The sequence below is a fragment of the Kordiimonas sp. SCSIO 12610 genome (genome assembly GCF_024398015.1).
In the GTDB taxonomy this organism is placed as follows: Bacteria; Pseudomonadota; Alphaproteobacteria; order Sphingomonadales; family Kordiimonadaceae; genus CANLMI01.
Genome location: NZ_CP073747.1, coordinates 1,674,982 through 1,698,868, shown reverse-complemented (window position 1 = coordinate 1,698,868; position 23,887 = coordinate 1,674,982). Strand labels below are relative to the sequence as shown.

General features: G+C 47.9%; 23 protein-coding genes. 6 read left to right on the top strand and 17 right to left on the bottom strand.

The annotated features are described in order from the left end of the window. Window positions 1-55 precede the first annotated feature (55 nt). The 9 genes from KFF44_RS07830 to KFF44_RS07790 all read right to left on the bottom strand — a co-directional run bounded on the left by KFF44_RS07830 (window position 56) and on the right by KFF44_RS07790 (window position 10,039). On the bottom strand, window positions 56-1,030 hold the full coding sequence (locus tag KFF44_RS07830) for an NADPH:quinone oxidoreductase family protein (RefSeq protein WP_255938707.1): 975 nt from the start codon (window positions 1,028-1,030) through the stop codon (window positions 56-58). Between the two features lie 81 nt (window positions 1,031-1,111). After that, window positions 1,112-2,293, bottom strand: a complete 1,182-nt coding sequence (locus tag KFF44_RS07825; RefSeq protein WP_255938705.1) for an acetyl-CoA C-acyltransferase — start codon at window positions 2,291-2,293, stop codon at window positions 1,112-1,114. 11 nt (window positions 2,294-2,304) lie between these two features. Beyond that, on the bottom strand, window positions 2,305-3,225 hold the full coding sequence (locus KFF44_RS07820) for an SDR family NAD(P)-dependent oxidoreductase (protein WP_255938704.1): 921 nt from the start codon (window positions 3,223-3,225) through the stop codon (window positions 2,305-2,307). Window positions 3,226-3,254: 29 nt separating this feature from the next. Next, window positions 3,255-3,716, bottom strand: coding sequence for a MaoC family dehydratase (locus KFF44_RS07815; RefSeq protein ID WP_255938701.1), 462 nt, complete (start codon window positions 3,714-3,716; stop codon window positions 3,255-3,257). 52 nt (window positions 3,717-3,768) lie between these two features. Further along, window positions 3,769-4,557 carry an SDR family oxidoreductase gene (locus tag KFF44_RS07810; RefSeq protein WP_255938699.1) on the bottom strand — a complete coding sequence of 263 codons (789 nt, stop codon included), beginning with the start codon at window positions 4,555-4,557 and terminating at the stop codon, window positions 3,769-3,771. 37 nt (window positions 4,558-4,594) lie between these two features. Then, entirely contained in the window at window positions 4,595-5,824 is a 1,230-nt protein-coding gene (locus KFF44_RS07805; protein WP_370691153.1) for an acyl-CoA dehydrogenase family protein, read from the bottom strand. Between the two features lie 56 nt (window positions 5,825-5,880). After that, window positions 5,881-7,605 (bottom strand): class I adenylate-forming enzyme family protein, encoded by a 1,725-nt coding sequence (locus KFF44_RS07800; RefSeq protein WP_255938696.1) that lies wholly within the window; start codon window positions 7,603-7,605, stop codon window positions 5,881-5,883. Window positions 7,606-7,657: 52 nt separating this feature from the next. Continuing rightward, entirely contained in the window at window positions 7,658-8,791 is a 1,134-nt protein-coding gene (locus tag KFF44_RS07795) for an acyl-CoA dehydrogenase family protein (protein WP_255938694.1), read from the bottom strand. A 78-nt stretch (window positions 8,792-8,869) separates the two neighbouring features. Continuing rightward, window positions 8,870-10,039, bottom strand: coding sequence for an acyl-CoA dehydrogenase family protein (locus KFF44_RS07790; RefSeq protein WP_255938692.1), 1,170 nt, complete (start codon window positions 10,037-10,039; stop codon window positions 8,870-8,872). Between the two features lie 363 nt (window positions 10,040-10,402). Between KFF44_RS07790 and KFF44_RS07785 the strand changes: the two genes are divergently transcribed. The 3 genes from KFF44_RS07785 to KFF44_RS07775 all read left to right on the top strand — a co-directional run bounded on the left by KFF44_RS07785 (window position 10,403) and on the right by KFF44_RS07775 (window position 13,567). Continuing rightward, window positions 10,403-11,815, top strand: a complete 1,413-nt coding sequence (locus tag KFF44_RS07785) for an MATE family efflux transporter (protein WP_255938691.1) — start codon at window positions 10,403-10,405, stop codon at window positions 11,813-11,815. A gap of 78 nt (window positions 11,816-11,893) precedes the next feature. After that, complete coding sequence (locus tag KFF44_RS07780; protein ID WP_255938690.1) at window positions 11,894-12,673, top strand: class II aldolase/adducin family protein; 780 nt, start codon at window positions 11,894-11,896, stop codon at window positions 12,671-12,673. A 30-nt stretch (window positions 12,674-12,703) separates the two neighbouring features. Further along, on the top strand, window positions 12,704-13,567 hold the full coding sequence (locus KFF44_RS07775; protein ID WP_255938689.1) for an acyl-CoA thioesterase II: 864 nt from the start codon (window positions 12,704-12,706) through the stop codon (window positions 13,565-13,567). A 6-nt stretch (window positions 13,568-13,573) separates the two neighbouring features. Here KFF44_RS07775 and KFF44_RS07770 read toward each other — a convergent pair whose 3' ends face one another. From KFF44_RS07770 to pdxH, 8 genes are all read right to left on the bottom strand, one after another. Beyond that, complete coding sequence (locus tag KFF44_RS07770; protein WP_255938688.1) at window positions 13,574-14,227, bottom strand: DJ-1/PfpI family protein; 654 nt, start codon at window positions 14,225-14,227, stop codon at window positions 13,574-13,576. A 32-nt stretch (window positions 14,228-14,259) separates the two neighbouring features. Further along, window positions 14,260-15,333, bottom strand: a complete 1,074-nt coding sequence (locus KFF44_RS07765; protein WP_255938687.1) for a phosphotransferase family protein — start codon at window positions 15,331-15,333, stop codon at window positions 14,260-14,262. A 55-nt stretch (window positions 15,334-15,388) separates the two neighbouring features. Beyond that, the gene (locus tag KFF44_RS07760; RefSeq protein ID WP_255938686.1) at window positions 15,389-16,156 is read right to left on the bottom strand and encodes a glucose 1-dehydrogenase; all 768 of its coding nucleotides are present in this window, start codon (window positions 16,154-16,156) and stop codon (window positions 15,389-15,391) included. 71 nt (window positions 16,157-16,227) lie between these two features. Beyond that, on the bottom strand, window positions 16,228-17,031 hold the full coding sequence (locus KFF44_RS07755) for an SDR family oxidoreductase (RefSeq protein WP_255938685.1): 804 nt from the start codon (window positions 17,029-17,031) through the stop codon (window positions 16,228-16,230). A gap of 61 nt (window positions 17,032-17,092) precedes the next feature. After that, window positions 17,093-17,527 (bottom strand): thioesterase family protein, encoded by a 435-nt coding sequence (locus KFF44_RS07750; protein ID WP_255938684.1) that lies wholly within the window; start codon window positions 17,525-17,527, stop codon window positions 17,093-17,095. Next, complete coding sequence (locus KFF44_RS07745) at window positions 17,527-18,675, bottom strand: iron-containing alcohol dehydrogenase (protein ID WP_255938683.1); 1,149 nt, start codon at window positions 18,673-18,675, stop codon at window positions 17,527-17,529. The genes KFF44_RS07750 and KFF44_RS07745 overlap by 1 nt, the downstream gene beginning before the upstream one ends. Before the next feature lie 41 nt (window positions 18,676-18,716). Then, entirely contained in the window at window positions 18,717-20,168 is a 1,452-nt protein-coding gene (locus KFF44_RS07740; RefSeq protein WP_255938682.1) for a coniferyl aldehyde dehydrogenase, read from the bottom strand. A 117-nt stretch (window positions 20,169-20,285) separates the two neighbouring features. Then, window positions 20,286-20,888 (bottom strand): pyridoxamine 5'-phosphate oxidase, encoded by a 603-nt coding sequence (pdxH, locus tag KFF44_RS07735; protein ID WP_255938681.1) that lies wholly within the window; start codon window positions 20,886-20,888, stop codon window positions 20,286-20,288. Between the two features lie 182 nt (window positions 20,889-21,070). Between pdxH and KFF44_RS07730 the strand changes: the two genes are divergently transcribed. The 3 genes from KFF44_RS07730 (at window position 21,071) to fabI (ending at window position 23,870) form a co-directional block, all read left to right on the top strand. Then, complete coding sequence (locus KFF44_RS07730; RefSeq protein ID WP_255938680.1) at window positions 21,071-22,039, top strand: DnaJ C-terminal domain-containing protein; 969 nt, start codon at window positions 21,071-21,073, stop codon at window positions 22,037-22,039. A gap of 62 nt (window positions 22,040-22,101) precedes the next feature. After that, the gene (locus KFF44_RS07725) at window positions 22,102-23,004 is read left to right on the top strand and encodes a YihY/virulence factor BrkB family protein (RefSeq protein WP_255938679.1); all 903 of its coding nucleotides are present in this window, start codon (window positions 22,102-22,104) and stop codon (window positions 23,002-23,004) included. A gap of 56 nt (window positions 23,005-23,060) precedes the next feature. Further along, window positions 23,061-23,870: an enoyl-ACP reductase FabI gene (gene fabI / locus KFF44_RS07720; protein ID WP_370691152.1), complete on the top strand. Its 810-nt coding sequence runs from the start codon at window positions 23,061-23,063 to the stop codon at window positions 23,868-23,870. Window positions 23,871-23,887: the final 17 nt, after the last annotated feature.

The following is a 23,887-nucleotide window of genomic DNA, read 5'->3' as shown; positions in this document are numbered from 1 at the left end:
AATGATGCTGGACTCCGGTATCAAGTACCGGAGTGACTATTTCTGGCAATTTACCTTACGGTGTTAAAATCACCTTACCTTTGGCGCGGCGCTCCGTAAGGCAGGCATAGGCTGCTTCCACGTCCTCAAGCGGGAAAATATCATTCACGCTTGCTTTCACTTCGCCGGTTGCGACCATACCCAGAATATCCTTCATATTCTGGATCTGCATCGCGGGGTTGGCCGTTGCCCATGCGCCCCAGAATACACCCACAAGCGATGCCTGCTTGAGAAGGCACAAGTTAATCGGAACTTTTGGAATATCGCCAGCTGCGAACCCAATCACCAGATGCCGACCGCCAGGCGCCATGTTGCGGAACGCTGTTTCCGTATAATGATCACCCACAGGATCGTAGATCACATCTACACCCTTGCCGCCTGTAATTTCCTTGAGGCGTGCTTTCAAGTCTTCCGTTTCATAGTTAATTAGCTCATCAGCGCCAGACGCCTTACAAAACTCAAGCTTCTCGTCTGTGCTCGCAGCCGCGATAACCTTTGCGCCCATCGCCTTCGCAAGCTCAACCGTCGCAATCCCAACGCCGCCAGCAGCGCCGAGAACCAAAATGGTTTCACCCGCTTGCAGGTTCGCACGGTCCTTAATTGCGTGATAGCTTGTGCCGTAGGTCAGCGTAATGCCAGCCGCCTTTTCAAACGGAAGCCCCTCAGGCATTGGAATGGCTGTAATTGCAGGCACGATAACCTTTTCTGCAAATGCTCCCGTCTGGCACATAAAGATAATTTTGTCGCCGACATTCAGATGACTAACGCCCTCACCCACGGCAGAGACGACGCCCGCGCCTTCACCGCCTGGTGTGAAAGGTAAATTGGGTTTGAACTGATATTTGCCTTGAATAATCAACGTATCAGGGAAATTCAGGCCTGCGGCCTTTACATCAACAACGACCATGCCTTTACCCGGTGTTGGATCAGCGACATCCTCGACAACCAATTTATCTGCTAACCCAAGCTCTTTGCAAAGCACTGCCTTCATCTGCCTATTCCCTTATCTGAAACTAACTATATCTATTCATGAAAAAGGGGCAGATAAATCTACCCCTTATTGTATCTTTGCTTATGCGACTTCGAAAAGTCCGGCCGCGCCCATGCCGCCGCCAACACACATTGTGCAGACAACATACTTGGCACCGCGGCGTTTGCCTTCGATAAGCGCGTGGCCAACCATCCGCGCACCCGACATACCATATGGGTGACCAATAGAAATGGCGCCGCCATTCACGTTAAGCAGCTCATTTGGAATACCAAGCTTATCGCGGCAGTAAAGAACCTGAACTGCGAACGCTTCATTAAGTTCCCAAAGGCCAATGTCATCCATTTTAAGGCCATTTTTCTCAAGAAGCTTTGGAATAGCGTAAATCGGGCCAATCCCCATCTCATCGGGCTCAAGGCCGGCAACCGCAATACCGCGGTAGATACCAAGTGGGTTCAAGCCTTTACTCGAAGCCGTTTTTGCATCCATCAATACACTTGCTGATGCACCGTCAGATAGCTGACTTGCATTACCTGCTGTGATCGTCCCGCCTTCAACAACCGTCTTCAGACCAGCAAGGCCCTCTAGTGTAGTTTCGGGGCGATTACCTTCATCCTTGGAAAGTGTGACTTCATGGAAAGTCATTTCCTTCGTTTCTTTATTTACAACCGCCATATTTGTTGTGATCGGGACGATTTCGTCATCGAATTTACCAGCTTGCTGCGCTGCGGCTGTACGCTGCTGCGACTGAAGACCATATTCGTCCATTTGTTCACGAGTGATACCATAGCGCTCTGCAACAACCTCGGCAGTTTGAAGCATCGGCATATAAATATCTTTATGCATCGCAACAAGGCTTTTATCGACCGCCTGAAAACGGTTCATATGCTCGTTTTGCACAACAGAAATGCTGTCGATGCCTGCACCAATCGCAACGTCCATACCGTCATGGACAATTTGTTTCGCGGCTGTTGCGATCGCCATCATACCACTTGAACACTGACGGTCCATTGTCATACCGGAAACGGTTGTCGGAAGGCCCGCACGAAGGGCTGCTGTACGGCCAATGTTACCGCCCGTAGTACCCTGTGTAAGCGCACATCCCATGATCACATCTTCAACTTCACCGCCTTCGATACCCGCACGCTCAACAGCGTTTGAAATCGCATGGGCGCCAAGTGTTGGGCCAAGCGTTGCATTTAGTGAACCACGGTATGCTCTTCCGATTGGGGACCGTGCGGTTGATACGATTACTGCTTCACGCATTCTATTTCTCCTTAACCCATTTTCACGCCAGCGGCGGCCGCAGCCTTGCTGACAAATTTCATAGTTTGTTGACCGCCCTGCGTATATTCTTCCTGGCCATCAGCGCTTCTGATTGTTGCCATTTGCGCACGTACATTCTCTGGCGTCATATCGTCGCCTGACAAGCAAATACCGTCAGTTTCATAAACAATCGCACTTGCAAAACCGCCCGCACCCGCACACAAGATTGTCCGGTTCGGCGCTTCATCATCACATAGTGTCAACAGGCCTGTCGTGACAGATTCCGGCGTTAGAAGCGCAAGCGCCTCATCAGGCATTAAGCCTTCGGTCATCCGTGTTGCTGCTGTTGGCGAGAGGCAGTTTGTTTTCACATTATATTTCGCACCTTCAATACAAAGTGTATTCATCAAACCAACAAGGCCGAGCTTGGCAGCACCATAATTTGTCTGGCCAAAGTTACCATACAGACCAGATGAAGATGTGGTCATAACGATCCGGCCATACTGCTGTTCTTTCATAATTTCCCAAACAGCTTTGGTGCAATTGACTGATCCCATAAGGTGTACCTGAAGCACAAACTCAAAGTCAGACAGTTCCATTTTTGAGAACGTTTTATCGCGGAGGACACCAGCATTGTTAACGAGGATGTCAACACGGCCCCATTTATCCATAGCCGTTTTCACCATGTCCTCAACTTCGTCCATTTTACAGACGTTAGCACCGTGGGCAATCGCTTCGCCGCCAGCGGCTACAATCTCATCTACCACGGCTTGTGCTGCACTAGTTGAGCCACCAACACCGTGCACATCACCGCCCAAGTCATTCACAACAACCTTGGCACCGCGTGCTGCAAGCGCGAGGGCGTGGGATCGGCCCAAACCATTACCCGCGCCGGTAACAATCGCGACACGGTCATCAAATCTGATAGACACTATACTATTCTCCTAGTTTTCTATTTCTTTTAGCCGAGGAAAACCATCGTCAGCCATTCAGCGATTAGCGCCGGGCGCTCTTCACCGTTAATTTCAATTGTAATCTCGTTTTTAAGCAAGATACGGTTACCTGGTTTTTCATCCGCGCTTACTAGTTTAACGCGCGCACGAATTTCACTGTTTACCTTCACCGGGCTCATAAAACGAACTTTGTCGCAGCCATAGTTCACGCCCATCATAGTGCCCTTGACACCAAGTGTGCTACCTGCCGCGAGCGGCGTTAAAAGCGAAAGCGTTAAAAACCCGTGGGCAATCGTGGTACCAAACGGTGTTTTGGCTGCGGCTTCCGGGTCAATATGGATGAACTGATGATCTTCTGTCACATCAGCAAACTGATTGATCCGTTCCTGATCGATTTTCATCCAGTCAGAAACGCCTGTTTCCTTACCAATATAATCCGCTAATTCTTCTTTAGATACAACAGTCGCCATCTTGCTTCTCCTTGATCCGTATTACGTCATTAAAGTTTCTATGCTTTGCGCTTTATGGTTTTGCTGAGCCGCCACCATCAAGCGGGATGATACCGCCTGTGATATAACTTCCTGCTTTGGACGTCAGCATCAACAACACACCCGCCACATCCTCCGGGCGCCCTAACCTGCCTAGCGGCACATTTTCTTCTGCCGCTTTGCGCATTTTCTCGTTCTCTGTCACAAAGGCCATCATCCGGCTCGGGAACGGCCCCGGCGCAATTGCATTCACGGTGATATTGTCGCCAGCAAGCTCGTTCGAGAACATTTTGGTAATATGATGAACTGCTGCTTTACTGGCGCCGTAACTATAGGCCATGTTCGCAATTGGCCGCGTTCCAACGATTGATCCAATATTTACAATCCGTGCCGGGTCATCTGAACTGGCCGCATTTTTCAAAAGCGGTAGCATCAAACGCGTGAGATCAGCAACCGCCGTTACATTAAGGGCAAGCACCTGATCCCATTTATCCCTCGGGAACTCCTCGAAAGGAGCACCCCATGTTGTCCCAGAATTATTGACCAGAATATCAACCTTGCTCTCGGCGTCAGAGAGCGCTTGAACGAGGGCTTCGGTGCCTTCGCTCGTAGAAAGGTCAGCCGCCATCGGGATAACCTGTCCGGGGCCAATAGCGTTCAATTCATCGGCTACAGCTTCACAGTTCGATAACTTGCGTGACGCGATGTATACTTTCGCGCCTGCTCTCACGAGCGCTTCGGTTGCCATAGTTCCGATACCGGAACCACCCCCTGTAACGAGCGCGACCTTACCGCTGATATTATAAAGTGAAGCTATATCCATTTCTCAATTCCCAGAACTCTTTATCAGCACTAACGGCCTAAACGCTGTTGGAACGGTATTTTTTCAGTTCCTTGCGAGCAATAACCATACGGTGTACTGCGTCTGGTCCATCCGCGAAACGAAGCGTCCGCATTCCTGTCCACATCTGCGCGAGCGGGAAATCCTGGCTGATACCAGCGCCGCCGTGCATCTGCATGGATTCGTCGATAACCTTCAGTGCCATACGTGGTGCAGCAACCTTAATCTGTGAAATATAAGGCTGCGCAGCCTCAGTACCCGCCACATCCATCATATAAGCGGCCTTCAGGCACAAGAGGCGAGTCATTTCAATCTCAATACGGCACTCTGCAATGATGTCATAGTTAGCACCGAGTTTTGCCAGTGGCCGGCCAAACGCTTCACGGCTAACGGCACGTTTACACAGAAGATCCAGCGCACGCTCTGCGGACCCGATTGATCGCATACAGTGGTGAATACGTCCAGGGCCAAGCCGCCCCTGCGCCACTTCAAAACCACGACCTTCGCCGAGGATCAGATTTTCCTTAGGTACGCGAACATCAGTGAAGCGAATATGCATATGGCCGTGCGGCGCATCGTCATGGCCGAACACCTGCATCGGGCGTAAAATATCAACACCCGGCGTGCCGCGCTCAACCAAAATCATACTATGCTGGTTATGGCGCGCAGCATCAGGATTGGTTTTGGTCATCACGATAAAGATTTTCGCGCGTGGATCACCAGCACCCGACGCCCAGTATTTCTCACCGTTCAAAACCCACTCATCACCGTCGAGAACTGCAGAAAGGGAGATATTGGTCGCATCTGACGAGGCAACATCAGGTTCCGTCATCACGTAAGCAGAGCGAATTTCACCAGCCAATAGCGGCTTCAACCATTTTTCCTGCTGTTCCGGCGTACCATAGCGGGATAGTACTTCCATGTTACCTGTATCAGGTGCGCTACAGTTAAAGGCTTCTGAGGCAAGCTGTGAGCGTCCCATTTCCTCAGCGAGGTAAGCATATTCAACTGTTGAAAGGCCATAACCGCCCTCACCTTCCGTAAGGAAGAAATTCCAAAGCCCTTCTTCACGGGCAGCGGACTTGAGCGTCTCCAGAATTTCTGTCATGCGATCCGTAAATTCCCAGCGATTGCCGTTCTTACCAACCTCCTGATGATATTCATCCTCAACAGGTAAAACCTTTTCCTCGATGAAAACCTTCACACGATCGCGCAAATCCTGAATGCGGTCACTCATTCCCAAATCCATTGGCATATGTATTCCTTTCCTCTCAAATATCTTTTATTTGTTGTCGCTGAATATATTTACGATCCAGCGTATAAATTTTGGTAATATTGCTTGATCCCCTTCCGGTCGATTTTTCCTGAAGCAATCAACGGTAAAGGCGCTTCTGTGAACCAGATCTTTTGGGGGATTTTATAGTTTGCCAAATGCTCTCTGGCATAACTTCTGATCAACTCGTCATTCATCGCATCATCATTTGTCACGATAACCGTTCCAACGATTTCACCCAGATGTTCATCAGGGAGTGAGAAAACCATAATATCATCAACCGATGGATGGGCGTGTAAGACGCCTTCCACTTCTTGAGAGCTAATATTTTCGCCGCCTCTAATGATGATTTCCTTCATCCGGTCGACAATGAAAAGATAGCCTTCACCGTCCAAATATCCAACGTCACCCGAGCGGAACCACCCATCAGGGTAAAAAGCCTCATCTGTGGCTTCATCGTTATTCCAATACCCTCTGAAGTTTACGGCACTTTTGATACATATTTCACCTCGTGAAAACGTAGGCTCTTCGATGCCGTCAGCAGACATGATTTTCACATCAACGATCGGATGGACTGCCTTGCCCACACTGTTAGGGCGATCGATATACTCAGGACCGGATAGAACAGACGTTAGAGAATTTGTCTCCGTCAAACCATAGCCGATGCCCGGGCTCGAATCTTTAAAGACATCGCGGATCATTTTCACATGCTCTGGCGGGCGTGCAGCACCACCGCCGCCAATATCAACCAAGCTTGAAAGGTCATAGTTTTCACGAAGCGGCGAAGCCGCTAGCTCGTACGACATGGTAGGAACACCAGTGAAGCTTGTAACACCTTCGCCCTCAATCAGCTGATATGCTCTCTCCACATCCCACTTATGCATGATCACTATTTTCCGGCCGATAACAGCAGAGACAAGCATTACAGGCACCAATCCCGTCACATGGAAAAACGGTACTGCCACCAGCATGATCGGTTGGAAATCTGGGTCCGGGTTAGCGCGGCCCACCATTTTTAGCGCAAGGGCAATCACCACCCAGTTAAAGAGCACACTGATAACAGCCCGGTGCGATGAAACTGCCCCTTTTGGAAAGCCTGTTGAGCCTGATGTATAAAGCATCATCGCATCATCATCGTTTGCAATGTCTACATCAGGGAAAGTCAGCGGTGTTTTACCATCTAACAAACTATCAAACGATTTAATACGGTCATTGGCTTCAAAGCTATCACGGGCGATAATTACATGAAGGTCAAGTTCATCCAAATGGTCCTGTAAATACCCTGCCCGCTGCGCATCCGCGACCAAAAGCTTGGCACCGCAATCTTCCATTGCCCATTTTAGTTCCTCAGTTTTCCACCATGCATTCATCAAAACGGCACGAGCACCACTTGCAACAATTCCCATGTAGGCGATAGGCCACTCAGGGTAATTCCGCATTGCGAGCGCAACACAGTCCCCTTTTTTAACACCGCAATCATTAACGAGTGCCTGGGCAAAACGTGCTGCTTTGTCGATCGCATCCTTAAAGGTATAGCGTTCGTCTTCATACACGATGAATTCCTTATCACCGTGACCGAGAATAAGCATAAGAACTTCACGAAGGGTAGCAGGTTGATTAGTGAATACTCTTTGGGTTATGCCATGAATTTCAGTTTCATGCGTCGCAAATGGCATACCATCCTTACACAGCATTTCCATTGCGTCATGGATTGGTGTTTCTGGTGGTAACTGCGGCAGTTCCAACTCATCTAGCATAATTATCTCCCTCTCGAACGATCGTCCCCGTATTCACCCTCTAAACTGCTGCTTAATACCCCGATAAGCTAGCAAACCTGTCGCTATGAAAATTAAAATCCCCATAAAGGTGCTGAAGCACACGCGCCCGCTTGATATAAAGACCAATATCATATTCGTCTGTCATACCAATGCCACCGTGCATCTGAATAGCTTCGTTGGTCGCAAGCTCTGCTGTTTTGGAGGCCTTCGCTTTTGCAAGGCTTGCAAACCAGGCAACATTCTGACCTTCGTCAGCAACTTGCAATCCCTTAAGAACCGCAGACCTCGTCACCTCTATCTCACTATAAAGGTGCGCTGCGCGGTGTTGAAGCGCCTGAAACGAGCCAATGATTGTGTCAAATTGCTTACGCTCTTTCAAATATTCCATTGTGGTTCGGTAAGCTTCCTGTGAAATACCAAGAAGTTCAGCCGCAATCACAAGTCTTGCTTTGTCGATAGCAAGTTCAAGCGTTTTCCAGCCTTCACCTTCTGTACCCAGAAGATTATCAGCGCTCACAGATACATTTTCAAATGTAATCTTCGCCCAATTACGACTATCTGCCATACTTGTGCGATCAACGATCAACCCCGATGTGCCACGATCAACAACAAAAACACTTAATCCCATTGGGTTGCCGGCTTCTTCCGATGTTCTTGCCAGTACGATAATTTTATCGGCAACATGCCCGTCCGGCACGAAAGTCTTCATACCGTTCAAAACATAACCACTATCAGATTTCACAGCCTTCATCGCGGTCTTTTCTGGTGCGTGTTTACTGGTTTCATCAAGCGCAAGTGTTGCAACCGTTTCGCCCGCAGCAACCGATGCAGCCAATGTTTCTGCCGCATCACCCTCAAAACCACTGAGGGCGGAAAGTGCAATCACTGAACTTGATAAAAAGGGCGAAGCCGCAAGCGTCGTTCCCATAGCTTCAGCGACGATGCCTGCGCCAACATATCCAAACCCAGTGCCGCCCATATCTTCGTCAGCCAACAGGCCAGTGAAGCCCATTTCTGCCATTTCCTGCCACAGTTCTGGGGCAAAACCCTGTTCGCTTTTATCATCACGTAACTGGCGAAGCTGTGAAACCGGAGCTTTTTCAGCAAAGAAACCTTCCGCTGATTCCTTTAAAAGTTGTTGTTCTTCATTTAGTACAAGTGCCATTATTAAGTATCCTGTTATTCCTGCTAACTACAAAATTGTGATGCTTGTTAAAACCAGCACCACGCCTAATTTTGTCTATTAGCCCGGCAATCCAATGATCCGTTTTGAAATGATATTCAATTGAACTTCGCTGGTTCCACCCTCGATGGAGTTTGCTTTTGTCCGCAACCAGTTCCTCGCGATTTCACCATCGTTGGAGAACTGCCCTTCCCATTCAAAGGCATCCGAACCGTTCACCTTCAGGATTAATTCATGACGGTCTTTGTTCAATTCCGTCCCATAGTATTTAAGCATAGAAGAAAATGCACCAAGACTGGCACCAGCCTTTGCTTCATCCTTCGCACGCTCCATTGTAAACATGAATGCAGCGGCATCAACTTCATGCGAAGCGATGTCGCTTCTCAGCATGGCATCATCAAGTTTACCATCGACGACTTCCAACTTGTCGCGTGCAAGCGAACTTAATGGAACAGGCAAGCCCATATCACCGATCATAGTGCGTTCATGGGTCAGGAGATACTTAGCGATCGTCCAGCCTTTGCCAGCTTCGCCGATAAGGTTTTTCTTGTCCGCAACAGCGTCATCAAAGAACGTTTCGCAGAACGGTGAATTACCGGAAATCAACAAAATTGGTTTTGTTGTTACACCCGCTTGATCCATATCAAACAGAACAAAGCTAATACCTTCATGCTTTTTGGCGTCAAAATCAGTTCTGACCAGACAGAATATCCAATCTGACTTATCAGCATAGGATGTCCAAACCTTCTGACCATTGATTACATAATGATCGCCTTTATCTTCGGCTTTGGTCGCAAGGCTGGCAAGATCGGACCCGGCGTTAGGCTCTGAATATCCTTGACACCAGCGAATTTCACCACGTGCAATCGGTGGTAGGTGCTCAAGCTTTTGCTCATGCGTTCCAAATTCCAGAAGCGCAGGGCCAAGCATCCAGATGCCAAATGAATTTAAGGGCGAGCGTGCTTTGATCCGGCGCATTTCACTGGCGAGCACCTTTGCCTCTGCTTTAGAGAGGCCACCACCGCCATATTCCTTAGGCCAAGTGGGAACAGTCCAGCCCTTTTCAGCCATCCGTTCCAGCCAAATACGCTGATCATCCGATTCAAAAACAAACTTACGCCCACCCCAGCAAATATCTTTTTCACCCTTCACAGGTGTACGCATAGTTTCTGGGCAATTAGCCTCAAGCCATTCTCTTACTTCAAGGCGAAATGTTTCAAGCTCACTCATTAATATCCCCTCCGGATGATTAGCGTCGCTTTATCGATTCAATTTTTATTGTATTCGTCCTCTCAAACGAAATCTAATCAATATCATTAATGAGCTTTTAGGACTTGGCAAGCGCTACTTTTAAATTTCACCAAAAAAACAATGTCCTCATAAAAAATAGGACCATAACCCTTTGTATTTATTCATTTTAAATATCGATAACATTCTCTCTATCAGCACCACATTTAAATGCCGACCAGAGATTATCTTGCACTCAAATGATTTGCATGGTTTGATAACTAATGATTTTGATTAAACTGATTCAAACCTAACAGACATGTGTGGGCACACGGTATGGTGTGCACTTATTAAAGGCTGAACATTGTGGCTCAATTTTCATATCAGACAGTTTGGCGACTAGCTGGCCCCAATATTATCAGCAACATTTTATTCGTTTCGATCTCATTCGCGCATCTATGGATCGTCGCACCACTGGGCCGCGAGGCGAGCGCCGCTGTGGTGACAGGTGCACGAGTGCAGTTTTTATTGATGTCGGCAGCGATGGCGCTTTCGGTTGCAACAACCGCGGTCGTCGCGCGGGCATGGGGCGCTGATGAAAAATTTGAGGCTTCGGCGTCCACAACAACCTCCCTTGCGCTTTGCATTATGGTTGCAGTATTTTTGTCTGTTCCAACCTATGTGTTTGCGCCGCAAATTGTTGGTATTTTTGGACTGGACACCACGACCACACAGATGGCCGTTGATTATATTCGACCTGTAGCAATTTTTAACTTCGCTTTTGCACTGACTGTCACCATGACAACCGCAATGCGCGCCATTAGCGATGTCATCAGGCCCCTTCGCTTTACGGCGGCAGCCACTGTTCTTAGTATCATCATGTCATATATTTTAGCGCGTGGTGTCTTTACGTATGAAGGTATCGGAATTGCCGGTATTCCAATTGGCACTGGCGCGGCTCAACTTCTTATCGTCATGTATTTTATGATGCGCTGGCTTCTGAAAAAATATGATCTGGTCCCGGTCGCAAGTGCAACCTTTGACAACAAGCGTTTGGCACAGCTTATAAAAATTGGCACTCCCGCAGCGCTGGAGCAGATCATTATACAGATGAGCTTTGTGCTCTTCATGGTCATTATTGGCGCTTATGGCACAGCCCCCTTTGCAGCATACGGCATTGGCATCACGATCTTGAGCGTATGTATCGTTGTGGGCCTGGGGTTCGGCGCGGCCAGTTCTACCCTCGTCGGGCAAAGTTTGGGGGCTGGAAACGAAGCAGAAGCAAGAGCCAGCGGCTGGGCAGCCATGCGGTTAGCAATTGGGTTAATGACCATCATTGCAGGCCTTATCTATTTAATGCGTGGTTTTCTCGCTGCATTACTGTCCACAGACGCTGAAACCCGTGAACTGACAGAATATTTCATTCTGATCCTCGCGCTTATTCAACCCCTGATGGCGATCGAATTTGCTATTGGCGGTGCGTTAAGAGGCGCTGGCGACACCCGCTACCCCCTGTTTGTAAGTTTTGCAGGCATGATTTTGGGTCGCCTTGTCATCGGATATATAATTTTTAAGGCTGGCGCCTCCATCGAGGCGATGTTTGCAATCATCATTCTCGATTATTTGATTAAAATCATTCTGCTATTGGCGCGCTTCCGCAGTTCAAAATGGGTCGACGCCACGTCAACACACGCACCCGCTGCGGTGCAATCCGTTGCAGGGGTAAGCCGCGTTGCCGTTAGATCATATTATCAAACCCATAATGAAGAACCCGAGTAAATCACAAAACTATTGTCATCATTGAAGAAAGCATCAATATTCACATATCGTGTACCCAGCTAGTAAGGAGAATTTATCATGGCAACCGCTCAAATCGCTGAAATTCCATCTGTAAAAGATCAGGTTTCTCCTGAAGAATGGGAAGCTAGGGTTAACCTTGCTGCTGCGTACCGGCTTGTTGCGCACTTTGGATGGGATGACCTGATTTACACCCATATTTCCGCGCGTGTACCGGGCGGTGATCATCATTTCCTGATCAATCCACTTGGACTAATGTTCGAAGAAATCACAGCATCCAGCCTGATTAAAGTTGACCTTGAAGGGAATAAACTGAATGACAGCCCTTATATCGCGAACAAAGCCGGGTTTGTAATCCATAGCGCAATCCATGCCGCCCGCGAGGATGCTGGCTGCGTTATTCATCTTCATACTGATTATGGGATCGCTGTCTCAAATCAGAAGGATGGTCTTCTGCCTCTAGCACAAAGCTCAATTCCGGGCTGGCTATCGCTTGCCTATCATGATTTCGAGGGGCTAGCAGTTCGTGACGACGAAAAAGAGCGCCTTGTCGCTGATATGGGTGAGAAAAATGCCCTTATGCTTAGAAACCATGGCACGCTAACTGCGGGCAAATCTATCGCACAGGCGTTTGAATTGATGTATTTCCTTGAAAAGGCCTGTAAAATTCAAATTCTTACACAAACCGCTGGCGCTGAAATTCAGCATCCTAGTGAAGAATCTATTCAAAATACCATTAATGACTTACAGGCTGTTGCCGGCGCAAACGGTGCTGATCTACTGGTTTGGCCAGCGCTACTGCGTAAACTGGACCGTATGGACAGCAGTTTCCGCGACTAACAATAATAAATAGAAAACTCAGGATATTTTATGACAAGTGTGGCAAGTATACTTGAAGGCCTCAAGGTTGAGCAGATCGACAGACTTCTTTTCAGAGGAGAGCCTAACCAGTGGCCAAACCGCCATGTGTTCGGTGGGCATGTTGTGGCACAAGCCATGGAAGCGGCTTGCCTCACTGTTGACCCTGAATACAAGCCACACTCGCTTCACAGCTATTTCCTGCGCCCCGGCAAGGCAGATCGCCCGATCATTTATGATGTAGATCCGATCCGGGATGGCAGAAGTTTTGTAACGCGCCGCGTTGTCGCCATACAGGACGGTGAAGCCATTTTCACGGTGGCGGTATCCTTCCATGTCGGAGAAGACGGTGTAGCCCACCAAATCGATATGCCAGACGTGCCGCAACCCGAAGATCTAGACGATGATGAAGCATATTATGCCCGCATTCTGCGTGCAGTGGGTAGCGACCCTAAAAAACGCGCTTACATGCCAACAGAAATGCGTTCAATCGACCGCATGGACCTTGAAAATCCGCACCCCAAAGACCCGGTTACCGGATATTGGGTGCGTTGGAAGGATACGATTGAAGGTGATACTACACTGCATCAACGCCTTCTCGCCTATGCGTCCGATTTTGCTTTTCTGTCGAGCAACTTACGCCCTCATGCGATGATCCCACGTGACCCACGCCTTAAAACCGTTGCAAGCCTTGACCACAGCGTTTGGTTCCACCGCAATAGCTTCAGAGTAGACGAGTGGATTTACTATAAAACAGAAGGATACTGGACAGGAAAAGGCCGTGGTCTTGCACGCGGTGCGCTCTATACGCGGGATGGTCGTTTGATTGCCTCTACGGCACAGGAATGCCTGTTAAGATTAAAGCCAGAAGAATAAATAATTCTAGGCGATGGCTTTTGCCATCATCCCGACATTCTCCACATACCTGTCTTTCATTGGGCCTGCTATTTCATCGGGTGCAATGCTTGGGTGACCAGAACCGTTCGGTGGCATGGGATTATATTCAAAGCCTAACTCAAGACTTGCAGAAACCTGTTTGCCTGCCACCTCGCTTGCAAGCATAAGCGCAAAATCAATCCCTGCCGTTACACCGCCACCTGTGTAGGTATTACCGTCAACAACAACACGGCCCTCTGTGTACCGTGCACCAACGTCCTTTAGTAAATCAGTATAAGCCCAGTGGGTGGTGGCTCGCTTGCCCTCCAATAGGCCAGCAGCCCCTAAAATAAAGGCGCCAGTACATACAGACGTTATATATTTTGCACCGCCTGCTTGCCTTTTGAAGAATTCAACAATAGTGCCCTCTTCGATGGCGTCAGGAACCCCGAAGCCACCTGGAACACATAATATGTCTGCCTGCGGGCATTCATTGAAACTGGTTGATGGGTTTATGGAAAAACCAGAGTCCGTTTGAATTGGTCTGACTTTCTTCGCAGCAACATGAACAGTTGCATTTGGAAGCCTACTTAGAATTTGCGCAGGCCCCGTAAAATCCAACTGGGTAACCATATCGAAAAGTGCAAAAACAATATTCATATCGTTACCCCATTTGTTTTATCAAATTTACGCTAAATATTCGCCTGAGCAATCAGGTCACGAGCGCGATTACCAAGGGCATTTACCTGCATGGCAAAGCCAGCAAAGTTTTTATTCTTGGTCTGACCATGATAATAGCGATAGTAAATTTGTTGTAGAATAACCGCGAGACGGAAAATCCCGTAAACTAGATAATAATCAAATTTACTAAGGTCAAAGCCTGTCCGTTTGGCGTACAGCTCAACGATCTCGGCGCGTGTTGGCATACCCGGTGCGTCGCTTGGCTGCATATTCATCGCGCGGCTGGCCGCAGGATCATCGGCCTCTATCCAATAAGCAAGCGTATTCCCAAGGTCCATCAATGGGTCACCAAGCGCGCTTATTTCCCAATCAAGAATTGCATCAATATGGAAAGGATTCTTTTCATTCAGGATCACGTTATCGAGGCGATAGTCACCGTGAACAATGGCATGCCCAGCCTCTGTTTCAGGCATATTATCCTCAAGCCACTTCATCACATCTTCAAATGTTTCCACGTCATCCGTGTGTGCGCGCTGATACCTGCCGTTCCAGCCCTTAATTTGGCGTTCCACATAGCCTTCTGGCTTGCCAAAATCACCAAGACCGATCGCTTTATAATCCACCTTGTGAAGATCCATCAGCTTTTCAAAAAAAGTAATGCCGAGCTTGTGTGTGTCCTCTTCAGAAAAATTCCAGTCTGAAGGGATTTTACGACCAAGCTTCCAGCCTGCGACCTGTTCCATCACATAAAATTCGGCACCGATCGGGCTGGTTTCATCATCCATATGAAAATATGTTTCTGGAACAGCAGGAAAAACTGGGCGCAGGGCATTCATCACCGAAAACTCACGGATCATACTATGACCTGATTTGGGTTTAGTCCCGAAAGGGGGGCGCCTTAGCACAAGCCGCTTTTCGCCATACACAATCGAATATGTCAGGTTGGACTGTCCGCTTTGGAACTGTCGAACCTCGGGTGTTCCCGTAACACCCTCAACCCTTTCTTTGATCAGTTTATCAATGGTACCGATGTCAAGCTCTTCACCTTCACGGACATCAATCGTTTTATTTAATTCTTCACTCATAGTGTTATCCTTACTGAACACAAATCCGGCTGAACACAAATCTGGTAGCCGCGGTCTAGGCCAGGTGCCCGCCATCCATTGTCAGAGTTGTGCCTGTTGTGAAGCCCGCAGCGTCTGACGCCAAATACAGCACGCCGCCAACCATATCTTCTGGTTTACCAACTCGCTGAATTGGGAAACTGCTTGTATACTGATCAACGAGCTTATCATTGGCTGTAAAGACGGCGGTCATCTTGGTATCGATAAATCCGGGGCAAATGGCATTAACACGGATTTTATCCTTGCCGTATTCACGCGCAAAAGCTTGTGTCATATTAATCATTGCCGATTTGGTCATAGAATATACGCCCTGTAAATGACCCGGCTTAATACCATTGATCGACGCAACATTCACAATGGCACCGCCGCCCTGCCCCTGCATCATCTCAACCGCCTTCGCCGACAGATAAAAAGGACCCTTTAGGTTGACATCAATTGTTTTGTCAAACGCAGCCTCTGGCGTTTCGCCGATATTACCGTAAAATGGATTTGTGCCGCCGCAGTTCACCAACACATCAAGGCGACCATAGGTTTCCTTAATCCAGTCAAAAACTGCTGTAATATCTTCCATACGACCAGCGTGGCAGGCCTTACCCGCCGCTTTGCCGCCATCAGCACGGATACTTTCAGCAACCGCGTCACAAACAGCCTGATCACGGGATGATACAATAACATCAGCACCATTGGCAGCGAACGCACGCACAATCGCCTCACCAATTCCGCGTGAAGAACCACTGACAAAAACAACCTTGCCTGTGAAATCCATTAACTTTGTATAATCCATGCTTCTTTATTCCTTGATCTGTCAAATTCAGTATATTGATTAAATTATTTAGGCAAAAATTGGTTTACCAATTAAATCGGCTTACCAGTGCGTTCCATCTGCATACGACGGAATTTTCGCATACCACCAACCCAGCGATCATAATCCTTGGCTTTATTGAGGAAATACCCCTCAACCTGCTCGTGTGGTCGGATCATGAATTTACCAGCGCGCATTTGCTCCAACACACGGCCTGCAAACTCTTCCGCTGGCATAACGCCGTCCCCTGCCGCAGAGCTTTCTTCCGCGCCCTTCGTCATGTTGGAGGCAACCGCTTGCGGGCAAAGTGCAGCCACATAAAGGCCGTCATCACCGTGCGTGATGGCTAGGCTTTCAGCAAAACCAACGGCTGCGTGCTTTGTCGTTGAATAGGACGTATCGCCGATCTGGCTCAGAAGGCCAGCGGCAGACGCCGTCACGATGAAACCACAGCCCTCACGCTCCAACATTTTTGGAAGTACCGCGCGGCACGCAAGAATATGGGCAAACACATTCACTTCCCAAATTTTCTGCCACTGTTCGTTGGTTTGGCTGATTGCGGTCCAATCAGGTGCGTCCGAGAAGATAATACCAGCATTTGAGACATAGATGTCAACAGGTCCAAATGTTGCTTCAACATCGTCAACGACTGTCTGAACCGCGGCCTCGTCCGTAACATCGAGCGCGTATCCTTTTGCGTTATCACCGATTGATGCGGCTACTGCCTCCGCGCCAGACGCATTCATATCGGCAAGGGCTACACCCTTTGCCCCCTCACGAGCAAACAGTTCACCAAGCGCCTTCCCGATACCGCTCGCGCCGCCTGTGATAATGATAACTTTATCTTTTACATCCATCGTTGGATACCTTTCCTATTCAAATGCCACGCCCTGACTGCTCAGGTCATTAATAGCACCCTTAGTCGAATTTTATTCCTTCAAGTGTTTTGATAGAATCACTTGATAACTGTTTTGATTTTCTTGTTTTTCTATCTACATAGACATGAATAAAATGACCCGCTGCAACGGGTTGCTCTGCCCCGTCAAACAGGCCAATTTCATAGCGAACGCTCGATGTTCCAACCTTTGAAACACCGATTGCACCTTTGATGGTTTGCGGGAATTCAATAGGTGCGAAATAATTACAAGATGTTTCGACAACAAGGCCAATTGTATCGCCGCTATGAATATCAAGAACGCCAGCATTGATCAGATATTCGTTAACCAGCGTGTCGAAATAACTATAATAAACTACGTTATTCACATGCCCATAAACATCATTATCCATCCAACGGGTCTGGATAGGAGCAAAATGCTTATAGGCATCGTATGGTCTTGCATCACCACGCTTCATTACCAAGTTGCCTCATAAATTTTATAGGCGTCACCGCGCGTTACTTCTCGTGGGTTATTAACAAGCAACCGTGTCTGAAGCATCGCATCATCCGCAAGCATATCAAGGTCGCTCTCTTTTACACCAACGTCCCGTAACCGTGTTTCAATACCCGCTTCACTGGCAACATTTCTAAACCACTGGACAAGGGCGCTGGCTGCACTCTGTCCGTTCTGGCTCTTGAGGTCTAAGATCGCCGCCAATTCACCATAAGCATCGCCAGCCTGCTCCATATTGAATTCCATAACATATGGCAGCACTAAAGAGTTCGAGAGACCGTGCGGCACATGGAAATGCCCTCCCAGCGGATAAGCAAGTGCATGAACAGCAGCAACAGGAGCGTTCGCAAACGCCTGCCCCGCCAGCATTGCGCCGATTAGCATATCGCGGCGTGCATCCAGATTTTTTCCGTCGGAACACACACGTAATATATTCCACCCCAAAAGGCTGAAAGCCTGCCGCGCGAGTGCGTCAGAAATAGGATTTTTCTTGTGCTTGGTCGTGTATGCCTCCAACGCATGAACCATCGCATCAATCCCAGTGGCTGCCGTTACATGCGCAGGCAACCCAAGGGTCAATGTCGCATCCAGTATCGCAAGGTCAGCGTATAATATGGGGTCAACAACGCCCATTTTTGTCGTTTCACCCGTCGTAACAATTGAGATGGGCGTCACTTCAGAGCCCGTACCTGATGTGGTTGGTATTTGAACAAGTGGAACACGATCAGATGTAATCTGACCGATACCATACATCGTTGAAAGGTCTTGCTGCCCCTTCAATAGCACAGCCACGAGTTTGGCAACGTCCATGGAACTACCGCCGCCAAAGCCAATAACAAGCTCGCAGCCGTTCTGTTTCGCGGCATCTACAGCATCATGAATACTTGCTTCCGGTGGGTCAGCGACGACATCATCATAAATAATGGGGGCAAAGCCATTTGCTTTCAGGGATGAAATAGCTTGATCCAAAAGCCCGAGCGACCTCAGGCCCTTGTCAGTAACGACAAAACAAGGAACTGGCTTATAGCGCCCTTTTAATATTGCCCCTAGATTAGATGCACCATGGTCTTCCACAAGGATAGAGGCCACCGTATCAAAAGCAAAATTCATATCTTAATCCACCTAATCACTTGTAAGAGAAATAACAGACGCTATTTGCCAATTCTGCTTTTCATATTCCGTTCCAGTTTCCCGTCACCGTAAGGAGGGATCAAACCAATAAGCTTATTAAGATCAAGCTTTGGATGTTTTAGAACAGATTTCTGATGCGAAAATTCCAGGAAGCCATCATATCCATGATAATGGCCCATACCGCTGTTTCCAACGCCGCCAAAAGGAAGGTTTTCCTGTCCGCCCTGCCAAACTAGATCATTGATACAAACGCTACCAGATGTAGTGGAGTTAACAATTTTCGCCTCTTCCGCACTATCATCACCAAAATAATACAGCGCCAGGGGCCGTTCGCGACCGTTTACATACCCAATCGCTTCATCAACGCTTTCAACAGTGCGAACAGGCAAAATGGGTCCAAATATTTCTTCCTGCATCACCTTCATATCATCGGTTGGATTTAATATGAGAGCGGGTGGTATTTTGTTAGACTGATTTTGCCCGCTGAAATCTTCATTAGCAGGATTGATAATGCGAACATCAGCACCTTTTTCGCGCGCATCGTCCAAATATCCCTCAAGACGTTCACGGTGCCGCGCTGATATGATTGATGTATAATCATCATTTGTCAGCATCGTTGGAAACATAGAGGTTACAGCATTTGTGTATTTTTCAACAAAGGCGCTTTCCTGATCCTTGTGTACGTTAATATAATCAGGAGCCAAGCAAATCTGACCCGCATTCGCGTTTTTCCACATTGCTACCCGCGACGCCGTCATGTCCATATTTGCGCTTCTACCCGCTAATACCGGGCTTTTCCCACCAAGCTCGAGGGTAACTGGAACCAGATTTTCACTGGCAGAACGCATGATCAGTTTGCCGATAGAGGGCGCTCCGGTAAACATTAAATGGTCAAATGGCTGGCTTGAAAACACCTGGCTCACTTCGACCCCACCATTAATGACAGCAATTTCTTGTTTATCGAATACTTCGGCGAATACCTTTTCAAAAAAGGCAGATGTTTTCGGTGTATGTTCCGAAGGCTTGATCATAACACGGTTACCCGCTGCAAGCATCTGGGCAAGTGGTACGAAAACCATCGTCATCGGAAAGTTCCAGGGCGTTATAAGGCCAATAACACCCTTAGGCTGCGAGGTCACCTGCCCCCTCGCCCCCAAAAAGCCAAATGGAAACGCGAGTGACCGCCTTGAGGGTTTCATCCATTTTTTGACATGTTTGATCGCATCACGAATTGCCCCAACACTTGCCACAACATCCGCAAATAATGTTGTTCCCGCTGAACGATTGCCAAAATCTTCGCTGATGATACGTATGAAATCATCCTGATGTTTAAGGATAATGCCAAGAACCCGCCTCAGACGGTCAATCCGAACCTCAGCGCTTACATACCCATCAGCAAGATAAGCAGCGCGCTGGGATGCCAGAATTTCTGCTATGTTTGCACTTCCAGCGTCAAAAGATGCATTATCCATAATTTATCTCCCTCTCCCTTGCTTCACTTCCCAATGCTGCAAAGTTAATGACAGAGATTAATCAGAGAAAATGATAATGCCAAGCCAAAAAGCAATTATCTTTAAACAATGAATTTTCTAGGGGTAAAGTTCAGTGATTTTCCAGCCGTTTTCACCGTCCACCAAGTCATACTGAAGCCGTTCATGCAGGCGGAATTTACGGTCGCGCCAGAATTCAAAAGCCTGAGGCTTCACCCGAAACCCTGACCAGTTTTCCGGTCGTGGGATTTCCCCTACACCGAATTTAGTTGTGTATTTCGCGATCTCGGCTTCAAACTCAAACCTTCCCTGCATAGGTGATGATTGCTTTGATGCCCAAGCACCGATACGGCTTGCGCGCGGGCGAGACGCAAAATATTCGTCCGCTTCTTCACTTGTAACCGGGCTCACTTGGCCTTCAATTCTGATTTGACGGCGCAGCGACTTCCAGTGAAACAACAAGGCGACGCTTGCATTATCTTTCAGTTCCCCACCTTTACGGCTATCAAGGTTGGTATAAAAAACGAAACCGCGTTCATCCCACCCCTTCAAAAGCACCATACGCAAACTTGGCCGACCATCGGGCGTCGTGGTCGCGAGCGCCATGCCCGTCGGATCATTGATTTCGCTCGCCTTGGCTTCTTCGAGCCATTCACCGAAAGTTTCAAAAGGCTTGCCAAATTCAACATTTTGCTCAGTCATTTATATATTCCGTTGTCTAAAAATAAGTGTGCCAATTGCTTACAGCGCTTTTTCTTAATACAAGATTTTCAATGTGTCAGATCATATTGAAATAGATATCAAAGAAAATATCTATTAAGAAATAAAAAACAGCTATACTATAGTTGCAAACTAACCTGTGACGTAAGAGTTCAAAACGATATATGCGTGATCTTTATCAAATTCTGGGTGTCAAACGAGGCTCATCTGACGCCGATGTCAAGAAAGCTTACCGTGCCCTCGCAAAGAAGCTTCATCCTGATACGAATAAAGATGACGAGCGCGTTGCCGAGCGTTTTAAGGAAGTCACCGCTGCGTATAACATACTGGGCGACAAAGACCTTCGTAACAAATATGATCGCGGCGAAATTGACGCGGATGGCAATCAGCAATCTGCTTTCGATGCCGCCGCTCAAAACGCAAGAAACCAACGGGCGTCCGCCCACCGCGCTCGCGGTAAAAACCCATTTGATTTTGAAGAAGCCGAAGACCTGTTTTCTGACTTTTTTAATTTTGGTGGCTTTCGCAAAAAGAAGAAATCTTCACAGAAGTCTGAGGGCAAGCAAAAAACCAATCCGTATAAGGAAGCCGGCCGCCGCAAAGGCCTTGATATCAATTACACGATTACCATTGGATTTGAGGAATCGATCACGGGTGGCAGCAGACGGCTTAAATTAAATGATGGACGGTCCATCGATATAAAAATCCCCGAAGGAATACAAGACGGTCAGGTCGTCAGGTTAACGGGACAAGGTGGCCCTAGTATTGCGGGTGGAGAAAAAGGCGATGCGCTCGTTGAGGTCCATGTAAGCGAGCATGCATACTATACGCGTGAGGGGCTGGATATTCACCTCGAACTCCCGATTTCGCTTGATGAAGCAGTGCTGGGTGGTGATATTGAGGTACCAACCCCAAAGGGACGGCTAACAATCCGTGTTCCACGCAACTCTTCAACCGGCAAACGCCTGCGCCTGAAAGGAAAAGGCGTGAAAAAGCGCGATCAGGTTGGGAATATGTATGTAAGCCTGAAGGTAATGCTGCCTAAAACTCGTGATCTGGAATTGGAAAAAGCGCTTAAAAACTGGAAAGGCGGTAACGGCCCGGCGCTTCGTAAAAATTCCGGTTTGTTGTAAAGCGATATAGATTTTAAATTCAAACCTTATTCACAAGCGATCAGGCACCCATATTAAACCACATGAACAGTCTCAGGAAACATTACAAAGTCATCAAATATGCCATATCGAAATATTTCGATAATGGCGGGATGGCTGCGGCAGGCAATATGGCATTTCTTGCGATGCTATCTATGTTTCCATTCATCATTTTCCTTGTGGCAATTTCTGGCTTCCTTGGTCAAACAGAACGCGGCCTTGAAGCGATCAACTTTATGTTTGAGGTATTGCCGCCTGAGGTATCCAGCGTTATCCGAGGGCCGGTTCAGGGAATTATCAAAAACACAGGGGCTGAAATCCTGACGGGCTCCATTCTGTTTGCAATATGGGGCGCTGCAAACGGTGTTGAGGCCGCACGTGGTGTGATTGTGAAAGCATTTGGCCGCGAACACGCGCCCGCAATCTGGTTACGCCGACTTGAGAGCCTCGCTGTCGTGATTTTTGGTGCAGTTACCGTCATATTGGCAATGTCGATCCTTGTCCTGGGCCCTGCCATCTTTAAAGCAACAACCAGTCTGTTTCCCGATATTGTCAACGATGGTATCGACACGTTATGGAGCTACCTAAGCATTTTCGTTAGCCCTTCAATCCTGCTTCTGGGATTATTTGGCGTTTATTTTGTCCTAACGCCGCGCAAGATTAAAAAACCCAAACGCATACCGGGCACGATCCTGAGTTTGATTTTCCTATTATCCACTGCCAAAGGGCTTTCGGTATATTTGAAATATGCGGATAACTATGATGTCACATACGGTTCGCTTGCAGGCGTTGTGATCATGCAACTGTTTTGCTTTATCGTGAGCATCGGGTTTGTGATGGGGGCTGAACTCAACGCCGCCTATACATATTATAGAGACAAATTTGAACAAGGCGCTATAAAGAGCGAACAAGATTTGACAGAGGACGACATCAAGCCGGACGCATAAGTCGCTTGATCCTCGGATTAACCGCAGAAACAACGAGAAAATTAAAGGAACTAATGATGAGCGGATTAATGGAAGGCAAAAAAGGATTGATCATGGGTGTTGCCAATGATCGCTCAATGGCTTGGGGCATTGCAAAAGCGTGTGCCGATCAAGGGGCGCATGTGGGCTTTACCTATCAGGGTGACGCGCTTAAAAAACGTGTTCAACCGCTTGCTGACTCTGTTGGTTCGGATTTTGTTGAAGAATGTGATGTGTCTGATGGTGCGTCCATCGACGCTGTCTTTAAAAAGTTAGAGGAAAAATGGGGCAAACTTGATTTCCTCGTTCATGCGATTGGCTATTCAGACAAGTCTGAACTGCGCGGCCGCTATATCGACACATCGCTCGATAACTTCCTGATGACGATGAATATTTCCGCCTACAGCTTTGTTGCTGTTGGACAGCGCGCTGAAAAACTGATGACAGATGGCGGTTCGATGATCACCCTATCCTATTATGGTTCTGAAAAAGTGGTTCCCCATTATAATGTGATGGGCGTTGCAAAAGCAGCACTTGAAGCCAGTACCCGCTATATGGCGCGTGACTTGGGTGAAAAGAATATCCGTGTGAATACGATCTCAGCAGGGCCAATGAAAACGCTTGCGGCTTCTGGCGTGGGTGATTTCCGTATGCTCTTAAAATACAATGAAAAGAACGCACCAATGAAGCGTAATATTACGCTTGATGACGTTGCTGGTGCCGGTCTTTATCTCTTGTCCGATTTGTCTTCTGGTGTAACCGGTGAAACCCATCATGTGGATGGTGGTTTCAGCACAACATGCATGCCAACCGACGAAGAATCGATGAAAGTCTTCGTTTCCAATTAACGAAAAAAAATGCTGGA